Raw genomic sequence first — 16,853 nt, forward strand, 5'->3', positions numbered from 1 at the left:
TTCTGGGTAAGGTCAGTGCTCCTTTTTTCTTTCTTATACACACAAAAATCATATAGAATTGTAAATACAGCTTTTTTATTCTGATGCTTTTCAATTCTATAGCTCTGGTTGTCTCTCTATTACTATTTTTCTACATTATCGTAAAAAAACTGAGCGAAAAGAAAGCAAACCTTGAGGGTAATTTATGTAAATTAGAGCAAGAACTTCAAGAAACAAAGCAAACTTTGCTTACGAAGAATGAAGAAATAGTTGATTTAAGGGTCAAAAGAGCAGAACTTGAAGTAACTCTGCAAAAAGAACGTGAGGAAAAGAAAAAGGAAATAGAATTACTAACAAAAGCAGAGGAGAGATTAACAAACACTTTTAAAGCGCTCTCTCTTGATGCCTTGCAAGTGAACAATAATAATTTTCTGAACTTAGCGAAGGAAGTCATTAATAACAAATTAAAAGAAACGGAAAGCGATTTCAAAAAAAGACAAGCAACGATCAACGAAGTTGTAACGCCAATAAAAGAAAAATTAGAAAAATTCGATAATGAAATACGCGAGCTAGAAAAAGAGAGGGTAGGGGCCTATGAAGGTTTAAAGGAGCAAATTGGAGCGCTGATGAACCAAACTTCCAGCCTTGCTAATGCCTTGAGAAAGCCTCACATCAGAGGAAAGTGGGGTGAAATGCAGCTCAAAAGGGTGGTAGAAATGGCGGGAATGATTGAATATTGCGATTTTTTTACTCAGCCGTCAGTGGTTGATAAAAACGAGGATAATTTATTGCGTCCTGATTTAATAATCAAAATGCCATCTGGAAAGCAAATAATAATAGATGCTAAAGTGCCACTGGATTCTTACATGGATGCTATATCACAAAATGATTTGCAAATACAAAAGGAGAAATTAAAGAATCATTCCCTGGCAATAAAAAAACACATAAATGACTTGGGTAAAAAAGAGTACTGGAATCAATTTGAAAATACGCCAGAACTTGTGGTGCTTTTCTTAACAGGGGAGGGGGTTTTTAGCGCAGCACTGGAATATGAGCCTGCTTTGATAGAGATTGGAGTGGAAAAAAAAGTGATCATTGCAACACCGATCACTCTAATTGCGTTGCTGAGAGCAATAGCATATGGATGGAAGCAAGAGATGATAGCTGAAAACGCAAAGAAAATCAGTGAACTAGGTCACATTTTATATGAGCGCATTTGCACAATGGGTGAAAACTTTGATAATTTGCGCAGGAGCTTAAAAAGTGCTGTTGATCATTATAATAAAACTGCTGGCTCTCTTGAAGCAAGGGTGTTTCCTGCTGCTCGAGAATTCAATAAGCTTGGTATACATGCAAAAAATAAAAGTTTAAGTGCTGCAAAGGAATTAGAGTCTTTACCACGCAGTTTACATACTGAGGAGCTGAAAGTAGATTAGGCATCTTAACAGGGAATGTTCAAAAAAGTGTGTCAAACCGAAAAAAAAGTAATAAATTGATATAAAAAAATGGAGGTTTGACAATGAGTCAAAAAATAGTAAACAGAACTACCGGTTTGGTAGATTATAAAGAATTAGAAACAAACATTCTGTCGTCTATACGAGAAGGAAAACCGTTGACAGGAAGGGATGGAGCATTTACACCATTTATAAAAAAGCTGCTGGAGGCAAGTTTGGAAGGTGAAATAGAAAATCACTTATTAGCTGAAAGTGAAGAGAATAATCGAAGAAATGGGAGAAATGGAAAGACTTTACGGACAAGTGCAGGTTCATTTGAGCTTTTGACGCCTAGAGATAGGGAGGGAAGCTTTGAACCCCAAATAGTCAAAAAAAGGCAAACAAACCAGAGCTTGAAACGAAGATTTTGAGCACATTTGCCAGTGGTATGGGCTATAGAGATATAGCGTCACATGTTGAGGAAATTTATGATCACAAAATATCGGCGGCAGAGATATCAAGTATTACTGATAAATTGCTACCAGTAATCAATGAATGGCGCAGTCGTCCGCTGCAATCTGTATATCCGATAGTTTTCATGGCTTTTTAAAGTCAAAGAGGACGGACATTGCGTAAGTAAATGCATGTATAACATATTAGGCATAGATCAAAATGGTAAAAAAGAAGTATTAGGTTTTTATTTGGCTGAAAGTGAAGGAGCTAACTTCTGGTTGGGAGTACTAAATGATCTAAAAGAAAGAGGAGTAGAAGATATTCTAATTGCCTGTGTTGATGGGCTAAAAAGCTTTCTTACAGCCATAAACAGTGTGTTTCCTAATGCGGAGGTACAGCTATGTGTGGTGCATCAGATACGCAATTCTCTGAAATATGTATCTAGGCTCTGTGGACAAAAAATATGAAAAGAGAGAAAAAGATGGTAGTTTAGCCTAATAGGTAAAAAATGGAGAAACTACCATATGCAATATTACATCAAAGAGGAAAATTGGAAACAAATTTTAGAGTTCATAAAAAGCGTAAAAGGAATGCACAGCAAAGATGAAAAACGTTTAAGAATATTCATAGAGGCAGTGTGGTACATAGTGCGAAGTGGTTGCCAATGGAGACTTTTACCAAAAACTTATGGTAATTACAGGAGTATACATAAGCGATTTAAAAGATGGTGTGAAAGAGATGTCTGGAAAAAATTGCTTGAATATACTAAACAAGAGCCTGATTTAGAAGTTGCTATAATCGACGGTACGATCATCCGAGCCCATCCATGTTCATCTGGATATACAAAAAACTCCAAGGATCAAGAAGCTTTAGGGAGGAGCAAAGGTGGCTTTACAACTAAAATACATGCGCTTGTCGATGCACTTGGAAATCCACTTAAATTTACTCTGACTCCTGGTCAAAGAAATGAAATTACGCAGGCACAAGTGTTGACCGAAAGTATCTATAACTCTACTGTAGTAGCTGACAAGGGCTACGATAGCAATGCCTTTGTTACAAGTCTTGAAGACAAGGGATGTACAGTAGTTATTCCGCCAAAACGGAATCGAAAAGTGCAAAGGTATTACGATGAGCATATCTACAAAGAACGTCATTTGATTGAGTGTTTTTTTGGTAAAATTAAAAATTTTAGGCGCATTTTTTCCAGATTTGATAAAACTGCTGAGGTTTTTATGGGTTTTCTCAATTTTGTTGGAGCTCTTGTATGGCTTCTCTAAAATTTTGTCCACAGAGCCTAGCAAAGATGTAAAGATTTTCATGAGTGATTTAAAAAAAAGTATATCAGGCTTCAAGTAGAGAAATAGCTGAAAATTATCTGCTTGAGTTGGAAGAAAAATGGAGAGAAAAATATCCACTAGTCATAAAATCCTGGCAGAATAATTGGATCCGGCTATTTCAAGTATTCTGGCCCAGTCAGGAGGCTAATTTATACTACCAATCCTATTGAGGGACTGCATAGACAGATTAGAAAATTTACTAAAACTAAGGGCTCATTTACCAGCTTGTATAAACAGGTATATTGTGCTATAAAAAAGGCAGAGCAAAATTGGACTATGGCCATACCCAATTGGGCTTTAACTATATCTCAACTTGATATCTTCTTTCCTGGCAGATTGAAAATTGAGTTGAATTAAAAATGCGGTTTGACACACTTTTTTGAACATTCCCTCTTAACATTATATTTTGTCATTCAAATACTCTTTTAACACATTCCTTAATTTTTCAATATCACTAATGGAAAGACCTGTACACTTAACGATAGTGTCAACATCAACATTATTAGCCAGCATTGTTTTTGCAACTTCGATTTTTCCTTTCTCTATACCTACTTCAACACCCTCATTAAATTTTTGTTTAAGGCAAGATACATTATCATCCTCACGTTTCTTAGCTTGATCATACGTAAACCGCTCTTCTTCACTCCAATTGTATTGGTTCAATTCATTATAAGCCCTACCAATAATTATATCACTTCCTACTATTTTTTTTAGATCCTCTTCACTAGTCTCATCTGCATATCGAAAAAAATAAACCCATTTTTCAACTATATTTTCCAACTGATCTTCCTTATTCTTTGGAAATTTTGGCAACTCAATAAATATAAAATAGAAATCTTTTAGATCATGCTCATTAGTGTCTTCATCTCGAATAGTATGCTTTGATTTGTACTCAGATTTATTAGGAAAGAGAATACAATCAGCAATAGCTATAAAAATGATTTCTTTAAGATCCTGATATTGATCACCTTTATCAGCTTGCCTTGAATAAGCTTTAGCAGCGTAATATTGAGCGCGTTTTTCAAAGCCTTTAGTTTTGGCAACTTGCATTTCGACTATTACTTGCACCCCATTTTCATCCCTGCAAAGAACATCAACTATACTTTGCTTATCAGATACAATTTCAGGATCCATTATAGTACTGAGGAATTCCACTTCTTGTATAGTATTTATCTCGGTAAATCCTAAAATATCATTCAAAAAATGTATGAGAATATTCTTATTTTTTTCAGTGCCAAGTGCGTCCAGAGAAGGTGAGTATTGTTCAGTAGGAGATAGACCTACCAGGATAAAAGTCGGAATCCTGTAGCTTGGGTAGCAGCATGGAGGGAAACCAAAATGTTGAAGCCTACCGACAACATTATCGTAGGATAATGGCGAATTACCAGGCCGTAGCGAAAGCGAATACACAGATTGCCTCGAAAGGAATATTCTGAAGGTCGAGCCATCTTGGTACTGGCGAAGACAGAATAGACCAGACGAAAAACGAATGAAACGATTGGTCTACTTCAGCGGGGTGTTAGTAACGGCATGGCAATGAGGACATACAAAGCAACTGGAGAAGCCCTCCTCATCCCAAGGAGAAATACCTTGGAGAGATAGGTTCTATAACTGAAAACAGGAAGTGAACTGAAGATGAGAGGGTGGCGGATGGGTGCGTAGTAGTGAAGAAGTGAGGTAACGCTCATGGAGCAAAGGCACCCTGCTAGTAGAAATCTTTTAACAAAAGGAAGGTAAAGGTAAAAATGATAAAAATGCCAATAAAATTACAAGACCTGAGAAGAAACCAAAGCGAAAGCAGAACCGGAATGGCGATTCTGGGGAATCTATGTTCACGTCTGCAAGATGGAGACACTGGAAGAAGCATATAAGCTAACAAAGAAGAGTAATGGGGCACCAGGAATAGATGGGATGACATTCGAATTGATAGAGGCAGAAGGCTTAGAAAAGTATCTTCAACAAATAAGACACGAACTAATAACCAAGACCTATAGCCCAAATAGGAACCGGAGGAAGGAAATTGTAAGTTAAAAACGTGATATAAAAGAGATAAGAGAGAAAGATAACCCTGCTCACTAGGAATAGGGCTATCACGGGCGTGCGCGACCGAAAGGAAATTGGTATTACAACCGTTGGTATCAAGGTACGCTAGCCCTATCTCTCGATACGTTTGAATAGTTGCTTGGGACATATATATGCACCCGTTTACAATCTTAAATTAACTAAAACTATCGAGGTTTATTATGGTTACATCTTATCAAAATTTTATTGGCATTGACATCGGAAAATTTAAAAATGTCGTTGCAATTCACAAACAGAAGAATGCTGTCGAATTTGATAATAATGCTTCTGGTTGGCAACAATTATTTCAAGAGTTTTCAGATATTCTACCTAATGCTTTAGTGACTTTAGAAAATACAGGGAAATATGAGCTTGGCTTATCACATTTTCTTACCGACAAAAATATTGCCGTGCATCGAGCTAATACTCGTAAAGTAAAAAGCTTTATTTTATCTCACGGAACTTTAGCAAAGTCTGATAGATCAGATGCAAGAGCTCTTGCTCAATATGGATTTGAACGCCATAGAACTATCTCTCTATTTGTACCTACCTCTACAGAACAATCAACTTTGGCTGCACTTTGTCAACGTCGTGATGATATTACGCAAATGAGAACTCAAGAAAAATGCAGACTTGAAGCACCGGAAAATGATCATATAAAAGAAAGCTGTCAAAAGACCATTGAGTTTTTCGATAGTCAAATAAACGAACTCAATGATACTATACAAAAGATTATTGATGAAAGCCGCGAATTACAACAACGCCAAAAAATTCTTAAAACAGTTCCTGGAATAGGTAAAAAGTTATCACAAGATTTTTTGTGTTTAATGCCAGAGCTTGGTTACTTAAACAGAAAAGAAGTAGCAAGTCTTGCCGGAGTTGCACCGCATCCAAAAGAAAGTGGTAAAGCTGTTGGTTACCGAAGGATTACAGGTGGTAGAAGTAACGTTCGTTCAAAGCTCTTTACAGCCGCTATGGCTGCTACAAGGTCAAAATCTATACTTGGCGCCTTTTATTCTAAGCTTGTTGAAAGTGGTAAGAAGAAGATGGTGGCTATAACAGCCCTAATGCTTAAAATTATAGTAATTGCTAATACAAGACTTAAAGAAGCAATTAATTTGCATACTTAAAAATCTTCACAACGGTAACTGAAATCGGCTAATGAATATGTGCGTCCACACAGACTTAAAGCACATATTCATTAGCTTAAGCAGAAATTGCTGTGGTAGCTGTTTGATATAAAATTCTATTTCTATGACAAACGGGTTTTTATTGCCCATATAATTTGCAAAATTACACAAATAAAAAAATTTTTAAAAAACATAGTTGATAGTAAAAGTGCGTTGGGTGCATACTACAGAAGATTGAAAAAACGACTAGGAGCACCAAAAGCAATAACAGCTACTGCAAGAAAAATGGCATGCATATTTTATAGTATGCTCAAATACGGACAGGAATATGTAGAAAAAGGAATGGAATACTATGAAACACGCTATAAAGATAGAACTGTAAAAAATTTGATCAAAAAAGCGAGCGAATTTGGCTACATATTAGTTCAACAAGAAGAGTTAGTTGAGTGAGTTTCTTAGGAGATTATATCTTGAAAAAATTAAGTTTTAATGCTATAAAATAATTGTAAATTTTGTCTCCGTGGTAGCTTTATGAATGTTGAAAGTAAAAAAATACATGATACTAAAATAAAATTACCAATATTTCTTGATTATCAATCTACTACTAAAGTGGATCCCCGTGTTTTAGAGGTGATGATACCTTACTTTGGTGAGTTCAGCAATGCACACTCTCGCAGCCATTCATTTGGTTGGACCGCTGAAGAAGCAGTGGAAAAAGCAAGGAAACACATCGCTGATCTGGTGAACGCAGATAGCAAAGAAATTATCTTTACCTCAGGTGCAACTGAGTCAAATAATACAGCAATCAAGGGCGTTGCTCACTTTTATAAAAATAAAGGAAATCATATAATCACTGTCTGCACGGAGCATAAGTGTGTTCTGGATTCTTGTCGGCATCTGGAAAATGAAGGCTTTAAAGTTACATATTTGCCTGTTAAGCAAAACGGAATTATAGATTTATCAAAGCTTGAGGAAGCAATTACTGATCAAACAATCCTGGTTTCAGTGATGATGGTAAATAATGAAATCGGAGTAATTCAGCCTGTCAAAGAAATTGGTGCAATATGTAGAAAGTATAATATATTTTTCCACACAGATGCAGCTCAAAGCTTTGGAAAAGTTCCAATTGATGTTAATGAGATGTGCATTGATCTTATGAGTCTCTCTAGCCACAAAATTTATGGACCTATGGGAATAGGTGCATTATACGTTCGTAAAAAGGGCTCTCGTGTTAGATTGACACCATTGATCAGCGGTGGTGGACAGGAAAGAGGCATGCGTTCTGGAACAGTTCCAACACCTCTTGCAGTTGGTTTTGGTGAAGCAGCACGTATTGCTAAAGAAGAAATGGAACCAGAAGCAAGCAAATTGGAAGGACTGAGAGATATTTTGTACAATAAGATAAAAGAAGCATTTCCTGATATCGTTTTAAATGGTGACTATGAAAATAGGATTCCTGGCAATCTAAACTTGAGCTTTCCCTATGTTGAGGGTGAGTCTCTCATCATGGCAATCAAGGATTTAGCAGTAAGTTCTGGTTCTGCGTGCACGTCTGCGTCTCTTGAGCCTTCCTATGTCATACGGTCGCTAAATAATGGCCATGACCTTGAGCATTCATCAATTAGATTTGGCCTAGGCCGATTTACAACCAAAGAAGAAGTTTTGTACGCAGCAGATCTTATTACTAAAAATGTTGGCCGATTGAGAGAAATGAGCCCACTTTGGGAGATGGTACAAGAAGGAGTAGATTTGAACACCGTGAAATGGGACTCTCATTAAATGTATCCGTTCCAACTGCAAATGCACTTTGAAATTACTCTGTAACCGTTTACACTTAATTCTGCAATTCTTCAATCTCACTAATAGAAAGGCCAGTAAATTTGACAATAGTGTTAACATCAACATTATTAGCCAGCATTGCTTTTGCGACTTCAATTTTGCCTTCCTCTTTACCAATTTTGATGCCTCTTTCTTCGCCAATTTGGATGCCTTTTTCAGTAGCAAGGTCAAGTCTGTATTCAAGAATGGCTTCTTCCTTACGTAGATCCATTATTCTTTCTTCATACGCTATTAGATCTTTTTCATTCCAGCTAAACCTGTCTAATTCATCGTAGGCTAACTTTATTATTGGTGCTTTTTCTGCTATCAACTATGTTTTTTAAAAATTTTTTTATTTGTGTAATTTTGCAAATTATATGGGCAATAAAAACCCGTTTGTCATAGAAATAGAATTTTATATCAAACAGCTACCACAGCAATTTCTGCTTAAGCTAATGAATATGTGCTTTAAGTCTGTGTGGACGCACATATTCATTAGCCGATTTCAGTTACCGTTGTGAAGATTTTTAAGTATGCAAATTAATTGCTTCTTTAAGTCTTGTATTAGCAATTACTATAATTTTAAGCATTAGGGCTGTTATAGCCACCATCTTCTTCTTACCACTTTCAACAAGCTTAGAATAAAAGGCGCCAAGTATAGATTTTGACCTTGTAGCAGCCATAGCGGCTGTAAAGAGCTTTGAACGAACGTTACTTCTACCACCTGTAATCCTTCGGTAACCAACAGCTTTACCACTTTCTTTTGGATGCGGTGCAACTCCGGCAAGACTTGCTACTTCTTTTCTGTTTAAGTAACCAAGCTCTGGCATTAAACACAAAAAATCTTGTGATAACTTTTTACCTATTCCAGGAACTGTTTTAAGAATTTTTTGGCGTTGTTGTAATTCGCGGCTTTCATCAATAATCTTTTGTATAGTATCATTGAGTTCGTTTATTTGACTATCGAAAAACTCAATGGTCTTTTGACAGCTTTCTTTTATATGATCATTTTCCGGTGCTTCAAGTCTGCATTTTTCTTGAGTTCTCATTTGCGTAATATCATCACGACGTTGACAAAGTGCAGCCAAAGTTGATTGTTCTGTAGAGGTAGGTACAAATAGAGAGATAGTTCTATGGCGTTCAAATCCATATTGAGCAAGAGCTCTTGCATCTGATCTATCAGACTTTGCTAAAGTTCCGTGAGATAAAATAAAGCTTTTTACTTTACGAGTATTAGCTCGATGCACGGCAATATTTTTGTCGGTAAGAAAATGTGATAAGCCAAGCTCATATTTCCCTGTATTTTCTAAAGTCACTAAAGCATTAGGTAGAATATCTGAAAACTCTTGAAATAATTGTTGCCAACCAGAAGCATTATTATCAAATTCGACAGCATTCTTCTGTTTGTGAATTGCAACGACATTTTTAAATTTTCCGATGTCAATGCCAATAAAATTTTGATAAGATGTAACCATAATAAACCTCGATAGTTTTAGTTAATTTAAGATTGTAAACGGGTGCATATATATGTCCCAAGCAACTATTCAAACGTATCGAGAGATAGGGCTAGGTGTACAGTCCCAGAGTGTGATGGTATGATAAAATATGAGAAAAAAATACCATCAAAGGAGGAGTTATGGGACAAATATTACATGGGTGCGCCAAAACAACACAGACGATTCGTAGAGCAATACAAAATAGAAAAGAGAGCATAGCAAAACTCTCCAAGCATTATAACCTTAATTCAAAAACTATTATTAAGTGGAGAAAACGTTCATTTACGAAAGATGCTGATATGGGTCCAAAGCGTCCAAGATCGACTGTTTTAACGCTAGAAGAGGAAGCTATAATAGTTACATTTCGCAAGTATACACTACTGCCACTAGATGATTGCCTTTACGCTCTGCAGTCTACAATTCCGCATTTGACTCGCTCTAGCTTGCATCGTTGTTTACAAAGACACAACATTAGCAGATTACCAACTGTTGATGGAGAAGTTAAGTCAAAAAAGAAATTCAAACAATATCCTATCGGTTACTTTCATATTGATATTGCTGAAGTTAGAACTGAGGAGGGCAAATTACATTTGTTTGTTGCTATTGATAGGACATCCAAATTTACCTATGTTGAGTTGCGTAACAGTGCTACAAAACCCATAGCTGCTGAGTTCTTACGTAATTTGATTAGAATTTTACCGTATAAAATCCATACTATTTTGACAGATAACGGTATACAATTTACAAACCAGAAGCGTCATAAGTATGCTTTCCAACATATATTTGATAGAGTTTGCGAAGAGAATGTTATTGAACATCGTTTGACAAAAGTTAGCCATCCTTGGACGAATGGGCAAGTTGAGCGTATGAATAAAACTTTAAAGGATGCTACAGTTAAGAAGTATTACTATCAATCGCACCAGCAACTTAAAGAACACCTTTATAACTTTGTTATGGCTTATAATTATGCAAAGAGACTCAAAACTCTTAAGGGTCTTACTCCTTATGAATTTATATGTTATCAGTGGACACAGTCTCCAGAATTATTTATACTAAATCCACACCATCACACTCTGGGACCATACACCTAGCGTACCTTGATACCAACGGTTGTAATACCAATTTCCTTTCGGTCGCGCACGCCCATGATAGCCCTATTCCTAGTGAGCAGGGTTATCTTTCTCTCTTATCTCTTTTATATCACGTTTTTAACTTACAATTTCCTTAAGTCTTCTTCCGTAGTTTCATCTGCATATTTGAAGAAAAATAACCAACGATCCACTATGCTTTCTAGCTGTTCTTCCTTATTCTTAGGAAATTTAGGTAGTTCAATAAATACAAATTGAAAATCTTTTAAGTCATGCTCATTGGTTTTCTCATCTCTTATAGTGTTGCTGGATATATAATCAACTTCTTCAGGAAGTAAGTTACAATTTGATATAGCAATAAAGAAGACTTTCTTTAAATCAATGTAGTTGCCAGATTTATCTAATTGTCTTGAGTAAGCCTTAGCAGCATATAGTTGAGCTCGTTTTTCGAAGCCTTTATCGCGAGTAAGCTGCATTTCAATCACATACCTGGCCCCACTAGAATCCCTGCAAAGAACATCAACTATACTTTGCTTATCAGATGCAATTTCAGGATCCATTATAGTACTGAGGAATTCCACTTCTTGTATAGTATTTATCTCGGTAAATCCTAAAATATCATTCAAAAAATGTATGAGAATATTCTTATTTTTTTCAGTGCCAAATATTTTTTTGAAGGTTAAATCCAGCTTAGGGTCGAGAAACTTAGATAAAGCCATAGCCAAAGTGCTTAAAAATATTAATAATTATACACACAATTATTCAACCATATTTTTGAAGATAGCTATAGCTATGCCGCCGCGAACCGTCATACCGCGATTCATTCGCGGTATCTCTAGATCCCGCTAACAAGCAGCGGGATGACGAATTACTTAACCGTCATACCACCGCGAACCGTCATACCGCGATTCATTCGCGGTATCTCGGCATAGATTCCGCTAACTAGTAGCGGAATGACGATTGTGCATCGTGCTTTGCTAAAAAAAAAATCACAGAATACAGTCTGGTTACATTACTCTAGCTATACGCAACAACTTTACTTTCAACAACTTTATTAGCAATAATACGACTTTCATAATCAATATTTATTATATCAGATAGTGAATTAATATCAGTATAACTACCAAAACTTTCCATTGTTGATTCCACTACCTCTACTATTTTTAAAAAGCCGATTCGTGACTTCAAAAATTCATTAACAGCTATTTCATTTGCAGCATTGAGCATAATACTGTTTGTTTGTGGAGTAGAAGAGTTTAACACTTCCATGCTAAACTTTAGCGCAGGAAAACGCTTATGGTCTGGTTCTTGAAAGGTCAATTTTCCTTGCTTTGTTAAATCTAATTTACGATTTAAAGCTGATCTTTCCGGCCAAGACAAAGCATATGAAATGGGAATTGCCATGTCAGTTTCTGCAAGCACAGCAAAGTTGAACCCATCCTTATAAGTTACAATTCCATGTACTATTGACTCAGGATGCACTATTGCTTCAATTCTATCCGGGCTGATGTTAAACAAGTTATGTGCTTCTATTATCTCTAGTGCCTTATTCATCATTGTTGCGCTATCAACCGAGATTTTCTTTCCCATATTCCAAGTGGGGTGACTAAGCGCCTGATCTACCATGACATTTCTTAATTGCTCAGAACTATAATTTAAGAATGGTCCACCAGAAGCAGTAAGTATGATCTTTTCTATGCATTTGTCGTCATTTTGCAAAATTTGAAAAATTGCGTTGTGCTCAGAGTCAATAGGGATTATTTGTACGTTTTTTTCTTTAGCTTTTTTGAGTAATAACTTTCCACCGCAAACAATGCTTTCTTTGTTTGCCAATGCAATGACTTTGGTACCGCTTTCTATAACTTCCATAACTGGCTCAAGGCCTGCAATGCCAACTATTGCAACAACTGAGAGATCAACAGGTATGGTAGCAATATTTGTAGCACCAATTGCTATTTTTACATCTGTACCAAGTAGACTTTCTTTTAAATCTTTGTAAAACCTTTCATCGGAGATAGCAACATATTTTGCATTCAGCAGCTTTGCTTGGTGTGCCAGTAGAGCAAAGTCTGAATGGGCACTTAGTGCTTCCACTTGGTATTCTTCTTTTCTCTTTGAGAGCAAATCTACAGTCTTTTTTCCAACACTTCCTGTTGATCCTAAAACTGAAACCTTTTTCACTAAAACAAACTCATAACAATAGCAACTTTTCTTGCGAACCCAACTATTCAATAGTTTTTAAGCATTTAACCAAGTTCATGCCCGTGGTCATCGCCAACAGATGGTGAAGGACCAGGTGAAAAAGATTGACCATGGTGATCACCTGCATCATGCATGTCTTGCAAACCATCAGCATTATGAGCTATTTCGTTATTAGCATGAGGGTAATCATCTGAGTGATGTCCATCATCACCATGAGCCATATCCATTCCTTCTGATGGCATATCTTCCCCACCTCCACCTGAAAAATGTTCTGCAAGGCTTTCAAGAAATTTTATGCCAAACATATTACCTGACTTTCCAAACAGCGTTACTAAACTACTACCACTCACCAAACCTTCAAACACATTATTATAAGCAGCAATTGCTCCTTCATGAAAGTTGAACAACCATTTCATTCCATCGACAACTGTTGAAACAGAGTCACTGTGACCAAGACCAAAACCACTTTTCTCACCAGCAGCCTCTTGGTGTTGCTGCTGCGCTTGCCATTCTGCAATATTTGGACCTTGAGCTTCACTCATAAATTTTTACTCTCAACCTTAAGCTATTATTTTATCACGAATATTGCAAAATATCAATAGAGCTTTTGAATATAGCTAATACAAACAATTTCTGTCATCCTATATATAGCTAAACTGACTTACGACAATTTGAAAAACGACAAATTCGTCATTCCGCTACTAGTTAGCGGAATCTATGCCGAGATACCGCGAATGAATCGCGGTATGACGTGTTGCTTGGGTCAGCTATAGGATCCAGTTTGAAAAAAATCTGAATTCCAATGTCCGCTACCTTTTACAGAGTGAAAACTCAAAAATATGATTGTTAGCAATAGTGTATATATCTTTAGCTATATATAACGAATGAATTTTTTTATATATTCGTTATTAGTATTTTGTATTTCCTGAACAGTTCCATGGGAAATGATCTCCCCTTCATATAATACTGCTATTTTATCAGCTATTTTAAATGCGCTATGAATATCATGTGTAATCGTGATAATTGTAGGGTTAAGATCTCCAGACAATTTTATTATTATCTCGTTTACTATATCTGACATAATTGGGTCCAATCCTGAAGTTGGTTCATCCAATATGATGATTTCTGGGTTGTGTGTAATCGCCCTTGCAAGTGCTACTCTTTTTTTCATTCCACCTGACAACTCTATTGGAAACATATCTGCTATATTTTCTTCCAATCCAACATCATTTAGCTTTTCAATTGCTAGCTGTTTTGCCTCCTTTTTGCTGATATTAAAGCGTTTTTTATAATTAAAAGATATATTTTCCCACACTGTAACATAGTCAAATAAAGCGGAATTTTGAAATAAAACCCCAAATTTATTTTTGCTTTTACTATTTATTTTAATAGACCCTGAGTCTGGCGCCAGCAAGCCGATAATTGTTTTTGTTAGTACAGATTTTCCGCTTCCTGAGCCACCAAGTATGACTAATGATTCCCCTTTTGATATATCAAGATTTAGATCTTTTAGTACTGTCCTGTCATCAAAAGATAAGCTTAAGTTCGATATTGATATTATGGGGTTACGCATGTATCAAAGTAATCATGTAGTTTGCTAAAATGATCAGTATGGACGATAAAACAACAGTTGATGTTGTAGCAACACCTACTCCTCGTGCACCTTCTTTGCAATGGTAACCGTAATAGCAACTTGAGACAGAAATTATGGCGCCAAAAGCAGTTGCTTTAGCTAGCCCAGTTAAAAAATCGTACGTATTAAAGAACTGAGCTGTGTATTTAATGTATATATTTAGATTGTGGTTAAATTCGAAGACTGCAGTGATATATCCTCCAAATATTCCTATCAGATCTGCACATACTGTAAGTATGGGAAATACTATGATTGACGCTAAAATCCTTGGTGCAATTAAATATTTGAAAGGGTTGATGTTCAAAGTTGTAAGGGCATCTATTTGCTCGGTGATGCGCATCGTACCAATTTCTGCTGCAACTGATGATCCAACCTTTCCTACCATTATTAAGCTGATCAAAACTGGTCCTAACTCTTTAATGATAGTGATCGTAACAAGTTTGGGTATTATCTGTTCTTGGTTAATTAATGGGTCACTCAAGCTACTTTGTAAAACTATTGCCGCTCCTATAAAAACTCCAGTGAGCCCAACAATTGGCAGAGAGAAAAAGCCTATCTCTATGATTTGTCTTGCTACGTTGCTAAAATAATATGGTGGCACGAAGCAGTGGTATAGAGATTGAATAAAAAATATGAATGCACTACCAAGCCTTAACAAAAAATTGATAAAGTACCTACCAATTATTCTAACACTATTTATATCAAAAAAGCTCACTTTGTATTCATTTTAGCTAGAGGTTAGTCTTACTGATTTTATTAAAATTTTTATTAACTTTATCGCAAAGTATAGCTGAGATATGTTTTAAGTTCAACATACTTGATGTTTTAATTTAAAGCTCATATAGCTAACCCAAGAAAGGTTTCCCTACGTCATACCGCCACGGTATCCACAACTGTACGAATGTTGTAGTTTGGGAGTAATTCCCACCAGTGGGGTGTCATCCCAGTGCCCAGACACTGGGATCCAGCTTCTATGCAACTTAATTAAAAACGTTTGTTTTAGCGTAAGACAACTACCTTTAGCTCATCAGCTCAGTTATAAGCAAAATTTCTGGATTCCAGTGTCAAGCACTGGAATGACATCATCTGTTGTGCAATTTATAGCTCTTTTCATAATAGTCCGGAAAGTTCATAGAAAAGCAGAATCAACAGCATGACGAAAAGATGTGAATAGAGGAATGTTTTTCCTAGCTCTGTTTTTTATAGCAAACCAATGATGCTCAATTTTGTTAAAATCGGGAGAATAAGGCGGTAGATATAAAATTTCTGCACCAACTCCTTTAGCAAGTTCAGTAATCTTATTAGACTTATGAAAAGTAGCATTATCAAGGATAACAGTTTGTCCAGGTTCCAAAATCGGTGTTAGGAACTGCTCAAACCATTTATTAAAGATATCCATATTACAGTGGCCTTCAAATGTTAACGGAACAACTATTTTTCTGCCGTTTAAGGCTGCAATCATACTGATTCGTTGAATTTTTTTACCAGATTTTAGAGCATAAAACCGCTGTCCTTTCTGAGAATATCCATAGGGATAGTCTTCGGTATTATCAATACCAGATTCATCTATATATACTAAGTTTTGAGGTTCTTTTGTTGCTATAATTTTCAAAAATTCAGCACGTTTTTCTTCATTCCTTTCTTTGTATCCATATGTCTTTTTTTGCGTGTGAGTCCAATTTTTTTAAGAGCTCGATGAATCGTTGGGATACTAACATTACTCCAAAGCTTAGCCATTTCCGATAGAGTTTTTCCACCATGTTTTTTGGCAAATTCAGTAAATTTATTCCAGTCGGTAATTTTGTGATTATAACCTCCATTTCCAAGTTTTTTCGACTGAAAATCTCCTGTTTCTTTTTTTCTTTGCTGCCACTCCCATAATGTAGTTCTTCCAATTTTAAATCTTGCTGCTACCGTTTCTCTGCTTTCCCCTTCGTCTAGCACTTCCATTGCTTTTTTTCTTAAATCATAACTATATGCTGCTGGCATACTTACCTTCACTACTATAAACTCTTATTTTAACCCGTTTGGACCATTATGAAAAGAGCTATACCTTCAAAAATGAATGTTCGTACAGCTATGGATTCATTCGCGGTATAGATTCCGCTAACTAGTAGCGGAATGACGGTTTTTCAAATTGTAGAGCCACTTTAGCTATAGAACTCAATTACATAAGCAAACCTTACTTATTTTACTATCCCTGTTTACTTCCTGTAAAAAACA

12 protein-coding genes and 5 pseudogenes are annotated in these 16,853 nt (G+C 36.1%); 8 read left to right on the top strand and 9 right to left on the bottom strand.

The annotated features are described in order from the left end of the window. Positions 1-83: 83 nt before the first annotated feature. From OOK85_RS03415 to OOK85_RS03430, 4 genes and pseudogenes are all read left to right on the top strand, one after another. Positions 84-1,415: a DNA recombination protein RmuC gene (locus OOK85_RS03415; protein ID WP_264704029.1), complete on the top strand. Its 1,332-nt coding sequence runs from the start codon at positions 84-86 to the stop codon at positions 1,413-1,415. 83 nt (positions 1,416-1,498) lie between these two features. Next, a pseudogene (locus OOK85_RS03420) lies at positions 1,499-2,308 on the top strand (IS256 family transposase); the annotation flags it as partial. An 81-nt stretch (positions 2,309-2,389) separates the two neighbouring features. Further along, complete coding sequence (locus OOK85_RS03425) at positions 2,390-3,142, top strand: IS5 family transposase (RefSeq protein ID WP_264702259.1); 753 nt, start codon at positions 2,390-2,392, stop codon at positions 3,140-3,142. A gap of 19 nt (positions 3,143-3,161) precedes the next feature. Beyond that, positions 3,162-3,559: pseudogene (locus OOK85_RS03430) on the top strand (transposase); the annotation flags it as partial. 42 nt (positions 3,560-3,601) lie between these two features. Here the strand turns inward: OOK85_RS03430 and OOK85_RS03435 are convergent. Beyond that, positions 3,602-4,492, bottom strand: coding sequence for an Rpn family recombination-promoting nuclease/putative transposase (locus OOK85_RS03435; protein WP_264704168.1), 891 nt, complete (start codon positions 4,490-4,492; stop codon positions 3,602-3,604). 953 nt (positions 4,493-5,445) lie between these two features. Here OOK85_RS03435 and OOK85_RS03440 point away from each other — a divergent pair. From OOK85_RS03440 to OOK85_RS03450, 3 genes and pseudogenes are all read left to right on the top strand, one after another. Continuing rightward, positions 5,446-6,393: an IS110 family RNA-guided transposase gene (locus OOK85_RS03440; protein ID WP_264702207.1), complete on the top strand. Its 948-nt coding sequence runs from the start codon at positions 5,446-5,448 to the stop codon at positions 6,391-6,393. A gap of 201 nt (positions 6,394-6,594) precedes the next feature. Then, positions 6,595-6,843 (top strand): annotated as a pseudogene (locus OOK85_RS03445) (IS110 family transposase); the annotation flags it as partial. 81 nt (positions 6,844-6,924) lie between these two features. Then, the gene (locus OOK85_RS03450) at positions 6,925-8,172 is read left to right on the top strand and encodes an IscS subfamily cysteine desulfurase (RefSeq protein WP_264704031.1); all 1,248 of its coding nucleotides are present in this window, start codon (positions 6,925-6,927) and stop codon (positions 8,170-8,172) included. 55 nt (positions 8,173-8,227) lie between these two features. Here OOK85_RS03450 and OOK85_RS03455 read toward each other — a convergent pair. Beyond that, positions 8,228-8,539: pseudogene (locus OOK85_RS03455) on the bottom strand (Rpn family recombination-promoting nuclease/putative transposase); the annotation flags it as partial. Positions 8,540-8,738: 199 nt separating this feature from the next. Continuing rightward, a complete protein-coding gene (locus OOK85_RS03460; protein ID WP_264702207.1) occupies positions 8,739-9,686 on the bottom strand; it encodes an IS110 family RNA-guided transposase in 948 nt (315 codons plus the stop codon). Positions 9,687-9,847: 161 nt separating this feature from the next. On the opposite strand from OOK85_RS03460, the gene OOK85_RS03465 reads away from it, so the two are divergent. Beyond that, a complete protein-coding gene (locus tag OOK85_RS03465) occupies positions 9,848-10,798 on the top strand; it encodes an IS481 family transposase (protein WP_264704033.1) in 951 nt (316 codons plus the stop codon). Between the two features lie 125 nt (positions 10,799-10,923). Here the strand turns inward: OOK85_RS03465 and OOK85_RS03470 are convergent. From OOK85_RS03470 to OOK85_RS03495, 6 genes and pseudogenes are all read right to left on the bottom strand, one after another. Continuing rightward, positions 10,924-11,514 (bottom strand): annotated as a pseudogene (locus OOK85_RS03470) (Rpn family recombination-promoting nuclease/putative transposase); the annotation flags it as partial. Between the two features lie 298 nt (positions 11,515-11,812). Next, positions 11,813-12,976, bottom strand: coding sequence for a 1-deoxy-D-xylulose-5-phosphate reductoisomerase (gene dxr, locus OOK85_RS03475; protein WP_264704035.1), 1,164 nt, complete (start codon positions 12,974-12,976; stop codon positions 11,813-11,815). Between the two features lie 65 nt (positions 12,977-13,041). Continuing rightward, entirely contained in the window at positions 13,042-13,539 is a 498-nt protein-coding gene (locus OOK85_RS03480) for a hypothetical protein (RefSeq protein ID WP_264704036.1), read from the bottom strand. Positions 13,540-13,868: 329 nt separating this feature from the next. After that, entirely contained in the window at positions 13,869-14,570 is a 702-nt protein-coding gene (locus OOK85_RS03485; RefSeq protein ID WP_264704038.1) for an ABC transporter ATP-binding protein, read from the bottom strand. Beyond that, positions 14,563-15,345, bottom strand: a complete 783-nt coding sequence (locus tag OOK85_RS03490) for an MlaE family ABC transporter permease (RefSeq protein WP_264704040.1) — start codon at positions 15,343-15,345, stop codon at positions 14,563-14,565. Before OOK85_RS03490 ends, OOK85_RS03485 begins: the two co-directional genes overlap by 8 nt. 414 nt (positions 15,346-15,759) lie before the next feature. Then, a protein-coding gene (locus tag OOK85_RS03495) for an IS630 family transposase (RefSeq protein WP_264702431.1) occupies positions 15,760-16,619 on the bottom strand; the annotation gives its coding sequence in 2 pieces (ribosomal slippage) (positions 15,760-16,295 and positions 16,295-16,619; 861 coding nt in all). Positions 16,620-16,853: the final 234 nt, after the last annotated feature.

The organism is Wolbachia endosymbiont (group A) of Volucella inflata (genome assembly GCF_947250665.1).
Classification (GTDB): Bacteria; Pseudomonadota; Alphaproteobacteria; order Rickettsiales; family Anaplasmataceae; genus Wolbachia; species Wolbachia pipientis.

What these genes read in the sequence shown, in the direction of transcription:
- OOK85_RS03415 (WP_264704029.1), top strand. Translation starts at nt 84, where the DNA reads ATGCTTTTCAATTCTATAGCTCTGGTTGTCTCTCTATTACTATTTTTC.
- OOK85_RS03425 (WP_264702259.1), top strand. Translation starts at nt 2,390, where the DNA reads ATGCAATATTACATCAAAGAGGAAAATTGGAAACAAATTTTAGAGTTC.
- OOK85_RS03440 (WP_264702207.1), top strand. Translation starts at nt 5,446, where the DNA reads ATGGTTACATCTTATCAAAATTTTATTGGCATTGACATCGGAAAATTT.
- OOK85_RS03450 (WP_264704031.1), top strand. Translation starts at nt 6,925, where the DNA reads ATGAATGTTGAAAGTAAAAAAATACATGATACTAAAATAAAATTACCA.
- OOK85_RS03460 (WP_264702207.1), bottom strand. Translation starts at nt 9,686, where the DNA reads ATGGTTACATCTTATCAAAATTTTATTGGCATTGACATCGGAAAATTT.
- OOK85_RS03465 (WP_264704033.1), top strand. Translation starts at nt 9,848, where the DNA reads ATGGGACAAATATTACATGGGTGCGCCAAAACAACACAGACGATTCGT.
- OOK85_RS03480 (WP_264704036.1), bottom strand. Translation starts at nt 13,539, where the DNA reads ATGAGTGAAGCTCAAGGTCCAAATATTGCAGAATGGCAAGCGCAGCAG.
- OOK85_RS03485 (WP_264704038.1), bottom strand. Translation starts at nt 14,570, where the DNA reads ATGCGTAACCCCATAATATCAATATCGAACTTAAGCTTATCTTTTGAT.